Raw genomic sequence first — 13,747 nt, forward strand, 5'->3', positions numbered from 1 at the left:
AAAGCCCTCGGGGCAAGACCTCAGGCGACACCAAAGTCGCTCCCGGTCGCGGGGTGGAGCAGCCCGGTAGCTCGTCAGGCTCATAACCTGAAGGTCGCAGGTTCAAATCCTGCCCCCGCAACCAAAACTAATTCCTCAGTAATATCAATGGTTTGAAGGTCCGCATCTGCGGATTGTCCATTGATTGCAACACTACGCCCCGCTTTCCGCGGGGCTTTTTGCGTTTGGGCCGCTGCGCCGACAGCCTCATGCACCGGCAGCCCACAAGCCAGACGCAGCAGGCTCGCCAGCGCGCCATGCAGGTGGATCGCAAGGCCGGGCCGGCCAGTCTCGCTTTCCTCGGCTGAAACGGGCACCAGTTCGACCTTCTCGATCAGCGCCCGCAAAGCTTCCTTGGCCTTGTCCATCCGCTCGGCATCCGACAGGCCCGCGATCAACTGGCCGATCCGGGCGCGGTAGGTCCGCGCCATGCCGGGATGGATGCGGATCGGGTCCAGTGCGGGGGAGGCCGAAAGCTGGCGCTCCAGATCCTTCCGGCGGCTGTCCAGTTCGATCATCCGGTCCTTCACCTGTTCGGCGGGAACGCCGGCGATGATCGCATCCACAAGCTTTTTGTGGTCGGCGGACACCTGCTTCAGTTCCCGTTCCAGTTCCGCGCGGCCGGCCTCGCGCGTAGCCTGCAGCCGGTTCCGCTCGGCGGCATATTCCTCGCAGAAAATCCGGACCGCTTCCTCGTCCATCAGATGGTGTTCGAGCGCGCCAAGAACGCGGGCCTCGAGGTCGGCCTGTTTGATGACTGCCATATTGGTGCAGGCCGCCGCACCCTTCTTGCGGGCGGCCGAGCAGCCGAAGCCATCCTTGGACACCTTCGAGAACCCACCGCCGCAGCAACCGCAGGTCATCAGGCCCGAGAACAGGAACTTCGGACGCCGCCGGTCCCAGATCGGCACATTGGTGTTCTTCGTCTTCATCGCACCCTGGCGGGCCTTCACCGCATTCCAAATCTCGTCAGTGACGATCCGCAGATGCGGGACCTCCACCTCGGTCAACCGGTCCTCCGGGTTCAGGCGCGAGTTCCGTTTGCCGGTGTCCGGATCCTTGCTGTAATGCAGACGGTTCCAGACCAGATTGCCACGGTAGAGTTCGTTGTTCAGGATGCCCGTGCCGCGCTCGCGGTTGCCGAGGATCGAGGATGTTCCCCACCAGCCGCCGCGCGGGCCTGGGATGCGCGCATTGTTCAACGCCTCGGCGATTTTGCCCGCCGACATGCCCTGCGCGTAGTCGGTGAAAATCCGGCGCACTACCTCCGCCTCGGCGCGGTTGATCGCGCGGTCGCCGTGTTCCGATTTGCCGTTCACGGTGACCGCGGGCAGGACGTCATAGCCGTAGGCATTGCCGCCGGCGAGCTTGCCGTCCTTGACCCTGCCTTTCTGGCCGCGATGCGTCTTGATGCCGATGTCGCGCAGCTGGATCTGGTTCATCGTCCCCTTCATCCCGATCAGCATGGCATCGACCTTGCCTTCTGTCAGGGTGTGGATCTCTAGCCCGGCATGCTCCATCCGCTCATGGAACTTCGCGATGTCGGCGAGCTTGCGCGACAGCCGATCGAGCGCTTCGGCCAGGACGATGTCGAACTTCCCCGCCTTGGCATCGCGCTGCAGCACCTCGATTCCGGGGCGAAACATGCTGGCGCCCGAGATCGCCCGGTCTTGGTAGGTTCCAACGATCTCCCAGCCTTCGCGCGCGGCGAGATCGCGGCAGGAGTCGATCTGGTCCTCGATCGAGGCATCGCGCTGCTTGTCGGTCGAGAAGCGGGCATAGATCGCCACGCGCAGTCTGGGCTTCGTCATCGGGTGTCTCCTTCGAGGCGGAAGGGATCAGTCGGGATCAGTCGGGATCGGCGGCATGGTCGCGGCGCGCGGCCTCTCGGGCGAGCGCGCGCAGGAAGTGGTGGAACAGCTCCAGGCGCTGTGCGTCGTTCTGATCTCCGGGAATGCGGGTGCCGACCGGATGTGCGGCTGGGAGGGCCGCCGCCTGCGCGGTGTCCTGTTCCTGAGCATGTCTTCTCCGGTCCCGTGCCATCGGCAAAGGCTCTCCCCGCGCCGCCGGAGGCTGGTCCGGGGCGCTCGCTGATGATGATCCTGTGCGGGGAAGGCCCTCGCCGCTTCTGGCATCATCATACCGCGGGGAAGCGGGGCGCGGAGGGCGAAGCTGCCTTGGTCCGGCACGCGGATGTGGAAAACCACGTTGAAAATACGGAAGATTCTCTCTCCAGAAGGGGAGGGGGCGCTTGCCGCATCGCCGCAGGACGGGGGGCCACGAAAAGGTGCCGCGGGAAAGTTCTGCCAAGGGCGAATTCTGTGGAATTGCGCTGCGGCGCAGGAAGAACGTGTGGCAGGCAGGCTCTGGTCCCCGTGGCGGGGGAATGGCGGCGCCAGCGGGGTGTTTTGCGAAATCGAATGGCGCAAATCCCGGTGGCGGTTGCTCGGTTGGGGTGTCGGCGGGCAATCGGGGGCCGCGCCAACCATTTTTGCGAATTCCTTTATGGCACCCCCGGGCCCTGACGCGCCGGATTGGCGGCAGGGGGCGGGCCGCGCGATCAGGGGCCAAGGTCGGCGAGCCAGGGCTTCAGCTCCTCTTCATTCAGTTCGCGGTGGTGCAGAAGATGATCCGCCATCTTCTCCAGGCGGTCCCGTTGCGGCTCGAGAAGCTGACGGGCGCGCCGCTCGAAGACGTCGAGCCTGACCCGCACGCGGTTGCGCTCTTCCGGCGACAGTCGCCGCATGTCCGCGGGGCCGAGCCATGCGCCGCCATTCACGCCGAGGCCCGCCTCGCGGTCGACCTGCAGCTGCAGCCGGGTGGCGAGATGGAGGTCGCTGCCCTCGCTGCCGCCCGCCCCCGCGCTGACGGTGCCAAGGACGAGCCGTTCGGCCGCGCGGCCTGACAGCAGGATTGTCATCTCGGCCTCGAACTCGGCGACGGTGCCTTCCAGGATCAGATGGGGCCGGATGGTCGCGCCGCCATCGGCCGACAGCTGGATGCGGTGAACGGGAGCGGCGCCCAGCCGTGTGGCGGCGATCGCGTGGCCGCATTCGTGGAGCGCGATGCGGTGGTCGCGCGCCTGCGTCTGCGGATCCCGGGCGGGAAGGCTGGCCCGGATCCAGGCGGCATCACAGCACCGTGCCGCGCGCCGTGCCGCCGACCGGGCGGCGCGGAGCCAAGTGTCGATCGCAGCCGGCGTCTCGCCCGCGACCTCTCGGGCCAGGGCCTGCAGATCGGCCTCGCCGGCCTCCGGGAGCGCACGCCGCAGCATGTGCCGGATCTGCTGCAGGGACGGCCGGCCGAGCACGCCGTGCAGATCGAAGCGGCCGGGGCGCAGGATTGCGGGGTCCAATGCCTCGGGATGGTTGGTGGCGCCCACCAGGAGCACGCCCTCGGCGCGATTGAGCTGATCGATCTCGGCAAGGAACTGATTGATGACCTGGGCTCTGTACGTGGTCGCGTGCCGGTCCGCGCTGTCGCGCGATCCGACCGCATCGATCTCGTCGATGAAGAGCACGCAGGGACGCCGCTGGATGGCCTCGGCAAAGCTGCGGCGCATCTCGCGCAGCATGTCGCCGAGATGGCCATGCGATTGCCAGATGCCGAAGGACGCCTCGACGATGGGCACGCCGGCACTCGTCGCGATGGCCCGGGCCAGCACGCTCTTGCCGGTCCCGGGCTCGCCCGAGAGCAGGAGCGCGTGCGACAGCTCTCTCCAGCGGGCGGTGCCCTGCCGCCATGCGGTCAGGTCGGCCACGAGATCGGCCGCGGCCCGGTGCGCCGGGCTGTCCCCGCCGATCTCGGCGAGCGTCATGTCGGAAGATGGATTGGCCATCGGCGCCAGAAGCGCCGCCAGCTTGCGGGCCGCAGCCGGCGCGTTCGGCTCGCGCAAGGCGGACATCAGGCTCGGCATATCCATGGTCGCGAGGGCGTCGTTCTCCGGCAAAAGCGGAGTGATCAGCGTGCGATCAACCTTACCGGTAGCGGAATGCGTTTGCCCGAGCAGCCGGAGCATGATCTCCCGGTCAATGGGGGGCAACTGCAGGGCAGGCGGCAGTACGCGCCGGAGATTGGCCGGAAGCGATGCCGTATCAGGAAGCAGGATCATCAGCGGATGCGGCCGCGCCAAAGCTGCGAGGATCTCGTGTTCGATCTTCGCGATCGCGTGCTCGGTGATCTTGTTGCTGCCGGTCTCCGTCGGGCGCAGCAGCTGGAGCACAGCGGAGTCCCTGTGGCGCGGGGGGCGCGTTTGCGATGTCCAGCCGTCCGGCAGGAAAAGACGGCCGATCGCGGTGGCCGCGCCGGAGAGCTGGATGGGCTCGAAACCTGTGATGACAGTGCAGGCGCGTTGATCCAGCGCGGATCCGAACCGCTCCTGGCTGCCGAAAGTCGCCGCCAGACGCAACGTCATGAGGATTTTGTCCGGAGCAATGACAACCTTTGGCCGATCCGAGCCGCGATCATCCATGGCATAGCCATCGATACCGGCGGCCCGCATGTCTTCAATGTCGCGCGAGTCCTGGTGCTGGCTGTGCTCGAGCTCGCCCAGCAGGCCGGCGGCGGAAGGTGTCTTGCCGCCGAGCACCGGTCTGATCCGTTCGCCCTCCGCGTCGATATCGGGATCGAAGCTGCTCTCGGCTTCGGCCTGGCGCAGGCGGCGCAGAAGGCTGCACGCATAGGGCGCCCAAAGGGGATGTGTGTTGGAGATCTTCGGCATGTCGTTGCCTCCATGGCATGGAAAGAGAACCGGCTGACGCCGGTTCATTCCGGAAAAAAGGGGGGGCAGGGGCGGGATCAGTCGGTGGCGCGAAGGCCGGTGTCGAGGTCGTCCAGCAGCTTCAGGATCACGGGCTGCAGCCCTGCCGCGTAGATCTCCGACTTCACGCGCAGCCAGGGACGGTACCGCTCTGGCGGTATGACGCTGTCCCGATGGTTGCGCCTGAGCGCGGCATGCATCTTCTTCTCCAGGGATTGTGCGGTGTGGCCGTTGCGGATCGGGACGCTGCGGAGGATGTGTCCGGAAAGATCCGGGCTTCGCTTCAGCTGCCAGTGCAGTCGGCTGTCCGGGTTCCGGGAAAAACCGAGCTTGACGAGCGGTGCCAGTCCCGGAAGCGCGAAGCACATGCAGTAGATGAAGCTCGGCGCCGTGGACCAGCCTTCGCCGCAGCTGGCGCAGTTGAAACGCCCGGACTGCATGTTCGCGCGTGCGATCGCCTGCTCGTGGCCGCAGCTGTGACGATAGACCCGGTAGTTCGGGCCGCGACCCGGGGCGGGGCCGATCAGGGACCAGCCCCGTGCCTTCGCCTCGGCCTCTTCCTTCTCGTTCTGGCATCGTTCGCAGCGATGCGCGCACTCCCCCGCGGCGATCCGCTTGACCAGCTCGAACTGACGCCGGAGCCCGTGCCCGCAGGGCGCCTGGTAAAAGCCGTAATGGCGGTCCTCCGGGTCACGCCCGAGCCAGACGAGGCCTGCCGCTTCCGCGTCCGCCCGCCAGCGCGCGTCCATGCAATGCGGGCAGAGTGGCTGGCTCGTCATCAGGACATGGAGCTTGCTGCGATGCTCCTGCCCGCAGGCCTCGCAGCGCAGCATCAGGTGATAGCGGTCGTCGACCCGGCAGGTGATTTCGAAGCCCTTCGCTGCGGCCGCGGCGTGCCAGTGCTCGTGGATCGGCATGCCGATCGGAACGGGGCGCTCGTGAGGGGTGTCGGGGGAGACGTGCGGATGAGTGTTCATGGCGGATACCTCCGGGCAAGCCGCATCCGGCCGCAGCCATGGCAGGTGCTGGGGCGGGACGCGGACAGGGATTGGGCAAGCGGGCCGAGCCCGGCGCGGAAAGCGCGGGCAGGGCCTGGATGCGTCAGGGTGACTGGATCAGAGCGCGCAGGCGACGGTCAGCGGTTCCGGCATCTCGGCAGCGGGATCATCAGGCCAATGCGTCCCGAGATCGTCGAACTCGTCGAGGTCGGCCAGGGCCTCGAGCTGCACTTGATGAGTCTCCAGCATCTGCCGCACCCGTGCTCCGACCGCGCCGGCGTCGCAGCAGGAGAACAGCTCCGCATGGCTGCCGGGAAGGCGGAGCAGGGAGGTGAACGTCGCGGCGCTGTCGCTCTCGATCAGCAGGCGCGTCAGCATGGCGCTGCGCTTGAGCGGCTTGTCTGACGCCCGCATCACCGGCTGTGCCGTGATCGTCGCGGCGAGGCCCAGCACCCGAGCCCGGGCCTCCTCCGCGTCCGCGCTCCAGGACAGGAATGCCGGGTCGAAGCAATCCGCATGCTCGAGGTCGCGCTCGCACTCGATGTACAATGCCACGGCCGCGTTCAGCTGCGTGAACGCGCGAGAGATGAGGCTGTGCGAGAAACGGTCGCACGCTTCCGAAGCGCCCAGGGGCGTGATAGGCATATGAACAGCCATGGGTGATCTCCATACGATCAGTCAGGGTTAGGATCGGGGGGGTGTTGGTAGCACCGCCTCGATCTGCATATAAAGCATATGCGTTATATCTTCATATTGTCAATGGCCCATCCGTGGTATAGTGCAATACCATGTCAAAAAAGACCGCTTATCCCTTCAAGAAACTTGTGAACCTGACAGAGCAGCAAGCCGAGCGGATAGCTGATTATCGGTTCGCAAACAGGATTTCCTCTGAAAACGAGGCGATCCGTCAGTTGATTGAGTATGGGCTGAGAGTGGTAGAAACCGAGCGGAAGGACCAGTCCAGCTGACTAGGTGTGCAGATCAGTTTTCGGGGGCTATGGACTGTTGTGCTCCAGATCCGCAAGACTGAGCGCTTGGTGAATGACAAGGATTCCGCACCGACTTTTCGGAGAACCAGGTGGGCTCCTGTAGTTGAGAGACGGCTGGTCGCGTCTTGGAAGGCGCGTTCGCGCGTCGGGGGGGGCGAGAGGGGTGGGCCCCTTCGACTTGGTAAAATCGTTAGGACGGGGATTTTTGCGGCAGGAGAAGTGAGTGCGTCGACCGCGTTCGCATGGGAAGTCGGCTCTCCGCCAAGGTCGGCATTGGTCGATGGATTGCTTTCTGAAATCACCCGTGGCTCCATGCCCCATGGCGGAGAGCCACTCGCAGTGGTCGGTTTCAGTCGGAGCGACCGCAACCACTTGGGGCTGAAAGTGGCTTAAATTGCCCTGAAAATGCCCCGGGATTGGGGAAAGGCCAGGTCGTCTGTTTCGCATATCCAAGATTGCTTGCCCTGAAAATTTCGCCCAAGGTGCAAGGCATAGAGGCTGGTATTTGAGGGCCGAAATGCTTGCGTTTCTCGTAAAGCTCATTCGCATGACGCTTTTCTATGCGGTTTACTTCGTCCTCGGCGTGGCCTTGATCGCGACGGTGTTGAAAGATCTGCCGGCGATGGGGCAGATGCTTTTTGCGTTTGGTGTTCCCCTGGTCCTGGTCTGGGTACAGGAAAACCGACGGCGTGGGCGGTCTCGTGCCCGGGAAGAGCTGGGTGCGGTGGAAGCGTTCGCTCGGCAGCAAGAGCATACCGCCGGATCGCGCGCTGCGCCGCCTCCTCTGTTCAGGCGGGGCGATTCAGTCGCGCCTGCCGCAGCTGAGGCTGCGCGGGGCGGGCGAGAGCGGATCGAGAGTGAGGCGGTCCGGCAAGACCGCCCCGTTGCTGAAGACCCGGCTTCGCCAGTGGTGGAGCGGAGCGCAGCCAATCCGGCCGCGGTGCCTGCTGCGATCTCCGAAACAGAGGCCTGTTTCGCGTCCAATGGCCTTTTGCCGCAAAGACATGACGTAGCCTTTCCAGCACCAGACCGAAGCCCCGGGCCGCCTGCGCCGCCGCCCCTCTCGCTCACGCGGGAGGATCCGGTCCTGCCCGAGGTTGCACAGACCAGATGCGCGCAGATCGACGCGGGGGAAGCCGCTGTATTGCCGTCAACCATGCCGGTGCCAAAGGAACCACCGCTTCAGGAAATGGCGGAAAGCGACCTCCGCCTTCGGGATCGTGAAGCCCTGCGCGCTCAACAAGAGCGCGCAGAGCGGTATCGGCTTGCCGAGAGTGCCAGAAAGATGGCGCGTCAGAAAGAGCTGGAGGAGGAGGGCCGGGCAGCTCGAAAGCTGCAGGAAGGCCGGCAGAGGCTGGAAAATCAGCTCGCTCCAGCCAAAGCTCTGACGAGCTGGGTCCCCAAAGGCGAAAGCGCGGTTATCGTCGGGCGCCATATCGGCGGGATGGTCTATGTTGGTCCGCCGCCCCGAATTGACAGAGAGGGGTATTCTACGAAAAGCCGCCCCTATATCGACCCGGCCTTGCCGGTCGCACGCTTGGAGAGAGATCCGAGAGGGACGCAGCTGCCCTATTGGCCGAGCTATTCCGATCTGTCGCCGATCTGTCGTGCGACCTACCTGGATTGGCTCGCCGATGGTCGCCGCGATGCCAGTTACAATCCCGGCTACATGTTCCTTTATTTCTACGGGCTGGAGCGACGATTTTGCGTCGACCTGCCGGAGGAGGAAGAGAAACGCAAGATCCTTGACGAGGTCCGAAGGCTTGCGGCGCTCTATGACAATAACGGGTCGGCACGGCGCTACCTCGGGGAATTCATCGGGATCGCGCAACTGGATTTGCAGGATCCCGCCGCGTCAGAGCCGGTTCTCGACTTCCGCGGGTGGGAAGTCCCTTTCGGCCTCAAGGTTGCGATCGGCAGCAAGATCGCGCAGGACGAGCCGCTGAGCTGGGATTGGGTGCTGAGCTGGCTGATCTGCCATCCAGAGCACTATCTGCGTACCCCCGCGACGCGGTGTCAGGAAGAATTTCGGGCTCTGTTCCGACTTCGGTTCGAACGGCGCTTTCCGAATGGGCTCAAGGTCGCGAAACCCCGCAAGATGCTGAGTGGGCGGTATCAGGCGGCCTCGCAGGAGTTTCATGCAGATCTGAAGCCGAACCTCGGCGGCAGGCCGGTGCCGGACATTTCCGGCCTGCGCAAACCGCTCGAGATCGCGCAGGAAGTCGCGGACGAGGTCACCGAGGCGCTTGAACGCTTCAGCCGATATCTGGGGCGCATTCCGGATGGACGGGGAAGCATCGAGGCGCAGGCCTTGCTTCCGGCGGAGCTGCGTCCGCTTTTTCCGTCCGATGCGCTGGATCGGTTGAAGGACTGGGCAGCGTCGCAGGTCGCCGAAGGGGCGCTCGTTCCCGCGGCGGAGGTCATCGCCCGGATCGGGGGGACGCTGCCGGAAAAACTGACCAAGTCGCTCCTGACCGGGGCCGCCGACACGCTGGCCCGGATCGGGTTTGGCCTGGCCCCCGATCCGCGCTTCGCGTTGCGCTCGCCCAAGATCGACGAGCCACTGGTGATCTATGCTCTCGAGGCTCCGATCGAAAATCTCGAGGATGTCTCTGCTGCGTATCGGGCGGCCCTTCTTGAACTTGCGCTTGGCGTTTTCGTCGTGCAGGCGGATGGGGTTATTTCCGACGCCGAACGGCGGGCGCTGCGAGACCGGATCGAACGGGCCGCCGACATCAGTGCGGCCGAGCGTCTGCGTCTTGCGGCCAATATGGACTGGCTTCTGGCGGTGCCCTCCGATCTGGCACTCTTGCGGCGCAAGCTCAAGGAGACCGGGCCGGACGTGCATGTGGCTTTGCGCGCGGCGCTGGTCGCGGCGGCGCATGCCGATGGCCTCATTCAGTCCGAAGAGGTCGCGAGGATCGAGAAACTCTACAAGGCGCTCGGGCTCGATCCGGGGCTGGTCTATTCCGACATTCACGCAGGCGATGTTCTCGATGATCCGGTCCGGGTGAAACCGGCGACCGCCGACGTTCCGGGGGAGGCGATCCCGACGGCAGTGCGTGGCCTGGCGCACAAACTTGATCCGGCACTGATCGCGGCGACCCGGGCGGAAACGGCACGGGTGTCATCGGTCCTTGGCGCAATTTTTGGGGCGGAGGAGGCCGAGCCGGAAACAGCCCCCGTTCACCCCGAAGAGTCGGTGCGACTGCAGGGGCTGGACGCGGCGACGACGGCTCTGGTCCGCGAGATTGCCGGAGAGACACATCTGACGGCCGAGGCTTTCGAGGCCGCCTGCAAACGCCACGGGTTCCTGCCGGCCGGGGCGCTGGAGGCGATCAACGAATGGGCTTTCGGGATCTACGACGAAGCGCTGCTAGACGACTATGACGGCTACGATGTGGCCCCGGAGATCGCCGCGGCAGTGACGGCGGAATTTGCAAAGGAGGGACGCCATGTCCACGCTTAAGCCGCGCGAGCGCGACGCGATTGTTCAGGCCCTGCGCGCGGGCGTCGTGCCCAAGCAGGGGTTGCGCCATATCCAGGTCGGGCGTGTGCGCGAGATCGAGGAACTGGTCAGGGACATGGAGCGGATCGCCGATGGCGGTTCCTCGATCCGGTTCGTGATCGGCGAATACGGGTCGGGCAAGACCTTCTTCATGAACCTGATCCGGCTTGTGGCGCTGGAAAAGGGGCTGGTGGTGATGTTCGCCGATCTGGCGCCCGATCGCCGTCTGCACGCCACCGGCGGCCAGGCGCGGGGGCTTTACGCCGAGATGGCGCGCAATCTCTCGACCCGCACCAAGGCCGACGGCGGGGCGCTTGCCAGCGTTGTCGAGCGCTTCGTTTCGCAGGCACATCGTGACGCCGAAGACCGGGATATGCCCACCGGCGCCGTCATCCGCGAGAGGCTGGCACATTTCGAGGAACTGACCGGAGGGTTCGATTTCGCCGAGGTAATCCGCCGCTACTGGGAGGGCCACGAGAGCGGCGATGACGAGCTGAAATCTGCCGCCCTGCGCTGGCTGCGCGGCGAGTTCGCCACCCGCACCGATGCCCGCAAGGCACTTGGCGTGCGCACGATCGTCGACGATGCTGGCGTCTACGATCAGCTGAAGCTGATGTCCGCCTTCGTGCGCGCGGCGGGCTACAAGGGGCTTCTCGTCGGTCTTGACGAGATGGTGAACCTGTTCAAGCTGACCTCGGCACAGGCTCGCAACGCCAATTACGAACAGATCCTGCGGATCCTCAACGACGTGTTGCAGGGCAGCGCCGAGAACCTCGGCTTCCTGATGGGGGGCACGCCGGAGTTCCTGATGAACACGCGGCGCGGGCTTTACAGCTATGAGGCACTGCAATCGCGGCTGGCGGAAAACACCTTCGCTCGCGACGGGCTTGTCGATCTTTCGGGGCCGGTGGTGCGGCTTGCCAGCCTGACGCCCGAGGATCTCTTCGTGCTTCTGCACAACATCCGCGCGGTGATGCAGGAGGAGGATGCGATGCTCCCGGATGCGGCGCTCGAGGCCTTCATGGCGCATTGCTCCGAACGGATCGGCGAGGCCTATTTCCGCACCCCGCGCAACACCGTCACGGCCTTTGTCAACCTTCTGGCCGTGTTGCAGCAAAATCCCGGCGTCGCCTGGCCCGACCTGATCGAGCAGATTGACGTCCGTGCCGATCAGGGGGACGACATGAGTGATGTGGACGACGTCACCGGGGCCGCACCTTTGCCCGACGGCGGCGGCGACGACGAGCTGACCAGCTTCCGCCTGTAGGATGACGGGGGTGAGCAGCGCCTTCGAAAAGCTTGCCCGGCCGGTCCAGAAATGGGTCCGGGCACAGGGATGGAAGGAATTGCGCGATGTTCAGGCGCGCGCAATTCACGCGGTTTGCGGCACCTCCGACGATGTCATCGTCGCGGCATCGACGGCAGGTGGCAAGACCGAGGCGGCCTTCCTGCCGCTGATCTCGCAGGTTCTGCAGGCTTCGGCCGAACAGGGCGGGTTCGACCTGCTCTACATTGGGCCGCTCAAGGCGCTGATCACCGACCAGGCGCGGCGGCTCGACGACATCTGCCAGGAGACCGGCCTGCCGGTGACCCCGTGGCACGGTGATGTGACGGCCTCGGTGAAGGCACGCGCACTCAGGGCGCCGCACGGCATCCTGCTGATCACGCCAGAGTCTCTCGAAGCGCTGTTCGTGCGGCGCGGGCTGGAAATCCCACGGCTTTTCGGTGCCACGCGGGCGGTCGTGCTCGACGAGTTGCATTCCATCCTCGACAGCGAGCGTGGCGTCCAGGTGCGGTCGCTGCTGGCGCGGCTCGAGCGCTCGACGGGGCATCCGATCCGCCGGATCGGCCTTTCGGCAACACTGGGGGACATGGCGCTTGCCCGGGCCTATCTGCGCGCGGACGATCCGGAGGCGGTGCATCTCGTCAAGGCGACCGGAGGGGAGGCCGAGTTGCGCCTGCAGCTGCGCGGCTATGTCTCCGGCAACCAGAACGACGCCGGCCCTTCTGCTACGGATGCGGTGGCCGAGCATCTTTTCAGGCACCTGCGCGGCAGCAACAATCTGGTCTTTGCCGGGGCCCGGCAGCAGGTCGAGATCTACGCCGACCGGCTGCGGGAACTTTGCGAAACCGCCCAGCTGCCGCAGGAGTTTTACCCCCATCACGCCAACCTGTCGCGCGAGCACCGGGACTTTGTGGAACGCCGGCTCAAGGACGCTGGCAAGCCGACCACCGCTGTCTGCACCTCGACACTGGAACTTGGAATCGACATCGGCGATGTCACCTGTGTCGCCCAGATCGGCGCCCCTTTCAGCGTGGCGTCCTTGCGGCAACGACTTGGGCGTTCGGGGCGACGCGCGGGGCAGCCGGCGATCTTGCGGCAATATTCGATCGAAACGCGACTGGCTGCGGACAGCAGCCTGGCCGACCGGCTTCGTCTGGGGCTGGTGCGTGCGGTCGCGATGATCGAGTTATTGCTCGAAGGCTGGTGTGAACCGCCACGGCCGGACGCCTTGCACCTGTCCACGCTTGTGCATCAAGTCTTGTCGGTCATCGCGGGCCGGGGCGGTGCAACAGCGGCGCAGCTTTACCGCCAGCTTTGTCAGGACGGGCCGTTTCGGCAGGTTTCCGCGCCGCTCTTCCTCGAGGTCTTGCGCGCGATCGGCACGTCTGACGCCCGGCTGATCGAGCAGGCGCAGAATGGCCTTCTGCTGCTGGGGGAGGTCGGTGAAAAGCTGGTCGGGCATTATGGGTTCTACGCCGTCTTCCCGACGCCCGAGGAATACCGGCTGATCGCGGGGGGGAGGGATCTGGGCTCCATCCCTCTCGAGAACGTTCTGTCCCGGGGGATGATGCTGATCTTCTCGGGCAGGCGCTGGACCGTGCAGGAGGTCGACACCGTGAACAGGGCGATCACCGTAACGCCGTCGCAAGCGGGCGTGCCGCCCCTGTTCGGAGGCTCCCCCGGAGTGATCCATGATCGGGTCATCTCGAAGATGCGCGAGATCTTCGAGGGGGACCGCGATCCCGGCTATATGGACCGTCCTGCGCTCGAACTGCTCGCAGAGGCCCGCCGAAATTACCATGCTCTCGGCTTCGCGACCTCACCGGTGGTGCAGACCGGCGAGAGCACCTTCTTCATCGCGACCGGCTGCGGGACCGTGAAGAACACCACCCTGGCATTGGCACTGCAAAGCTTCGGCCACGAGGTGCAGGAACACGACGGGTTTCTCGAAATCGCCAGCGCCAAAGCAGATCTGCCGCTTGCCGAAAGCCTTGATCGACTGGCGTCGGGAGGTGCGGTCGATCTGTTTGCCGGCCGTCCCAACCTCATGTTTGAAAAATTCCACCGCTATCTGACGGAAGATCTGCTGCGCGAGGACGCTTTGTCTTCTCGTCTGCAGGCGGAGGCCTTGCCTGAAATCTGTGGGCGCCTGCATGTTCTGAACTGAGC

The 13,747-nt window shown here is 65.2% G+C and carries 8 protein-coding genes and 1 tRNA gene; 4 read left to right on the forward strand and 5 right to left on the reverse strand.

Features of this window, described 5'->3' with window-relative positions:
- Window positions 1-47 precede the first annotated feature (47 nt).
- Window positions 48-124 (forward strand) — tRNA-Met (locus tag EOW66_RS19055).
- Here EOW66_RS19055 and EOW66_RS19060 read toward each other — a convergent pair.
- The 5 genes from EOW66_RS19060 to EOW66_RS19080 form a co-directional block, all read right to left on the reverse strand.
- Window positions 81-1,850, reverse strand: a complete 1,770-nt coding sequence (locus EOW66_RS19060; RefSeq protein WP_128157936.1) for a recombinase family protein — start codon at window positions 1,848-1,850, stop codon at window positions 81-83. The genes EOW66_RS19055 and EOW66_RS19060 overlap by 44 nt on opposite strands.
- Before the next feature lie 37 nt (window positions 1,851-1,887).
- On the reverse strand, window positions 1,888-2,082 hold the full coding sequence (locus tag EOW66_RS19065; RefSeq protein ID WP_128157907.1) for a hypothetical protein: 195 nt from the start codon (window positions 2,080-2,082) through the stop codon (window positions 1,888-1,890).
- A gap of 517 nt (window positions 2,083-2,599) precedes the next feature.
- Window positions 2,600-4,759 carry an AAA family ATPase gene (locus EOW66_RS19070; RefSeq protein ID WP_164881200.1) on the reverse strand — a complete coding sequence of 720 codons (2,160 nt, stop codon included), beginning with the start codon at window positions 4,757-4,759 and terminating at the stop codon, window positions 2,600-2,602.
- A 77-nt stretch (window positions 4,760-4,836) separates the two neighbouring features.
- A complete protein-coding gene (locus EOW66_RS19075; protein WP_239017639.1) occupies window positions 4,837-5,775 on the reverse strand; it encodes a GIY-YIG nuclease family protein in 939 nt (312 codons plus the stop codon).
- Between the two features lie 138 nt (window positions 5,776-5,913).
- Window positions 5,914-6,453 carry a hypothetical protein gene (locus EOW66_RS19080; protein ID WP_128157909.1) on the reverse strand — a complete coding sequence of 180 codons (540 nt, stop codon included), beginning with the start codon at window positions 6,451-6,453 and terminating at the stop codon, window positions 5,914-5,916.
- An 849-nt stretch (window positions 6,454-7,302) separates the two neighbouring features.
- On the opposite strand from EOW66_RS19080, the gene EOW66_RS19090 reads away from it, so the two are divergent.
- From EOW66_RS19090 to EOW66_RS19100, 3 genes are read left to right on the forward strand one after another with little or no spacing between them, the layout of a single operon-like run.
- Complete coding sequence (locus tag EOW66_RS19090; RefSeq protein WP_239017640.1) at window positions 7,303-10,254, forward strand: TerB N-terminal domain-containing protein; 2,952 nt, start codon at window positions 7,303-7,305, stop codon at window positions 10,252-10,254.
- Window positions 10,241-11,560, forward strand: coding sequence for an ATP-binding protein (locus EOW66_RS19095; protein WP_113900822.1), 1,320 nt, complete (start codon window positions 10,241-10,243; stop codon window positions 11,558-11,560). Before EOW66_RS19090 ends, EOW66_RS19095 begins: the two co-directional genes overlap by 14 nt.
- Window positions 11,561-11,570: 10 nt before the next feature.
- Window positions 11,571-13,745, forward strand: a complete 2,175-nt coding sequence (locus EOW66_RS19100; protein ID WP_128157911.1) for a DEAD/DEAH box helicase — start codon at window positions 11,571-11,573, stop codon at window positions 13,743-13,745.
- The last annotated feature ends 2 nt before the right edge of the window (window positions 13,746-13,747 follow it).

It is taken from the genome of Paenirhodobacter huangdaonensis, from assembly GCF_004022465.1.
Taxonomy (GTDB): Bacteria; Pseudomonadota; Alphaproteobacteria; order Rhodobacterales; family Rhodobacteraceae; genus Rhodobacter; species Rhodobacter huangdaonensis.

Coding starts and splice junctions, on each gene's coding strand:
- EOW66_RS19060 (WP_128157936.1), bottom strand. CDS start 1,850: ATGACGAAGCCCAGACTGCGCGTGGCGATCTATGCCCGCTTCTCGACC.
- EOW66_RS19065 (WP_128157907.1), bottom strand. CDS start 2,082: ATGGCACGGGACCGGAGAAGACATGCTCAGGAACAGGACACCGCGCAG.
- EOW66_RS19070 (WP_164881200.1), bottom strand. CDS start 4,759: ATGCCGAAGATCTCCAACACACATCCCCTTTGGGCGCCCTATGCGTGC.
- EOW66_RS19075 (WP_239017639.1), bottom strand. CDS start 5,775: ATGAACACTCATCCGCACGTCTCCCCCGACACCCCTCACGAGCGCCCC.
- EOW66_RS19080 (WP_128157909.1), bottom strand. CDS start 6,453: ATGGCTGTTCATATGCCTATCACGCCCCTGGGCGCTTCGGAAGCGTGC.
- EOW66_RS19090 (WP_239017640.1), top strand. CDS start 7,303: ATGCTTGCGTTTCTCGTAAAGCTCATTCGCATGACGCTTTTCTATGCG.
- EOW66_RS19095 (WP_113900822.1), top strand. CDS start 10,241: ATGTCCACGCTTAAGCCGCGCGAGCGCGACGCGATTGTTCAGGCCCTG.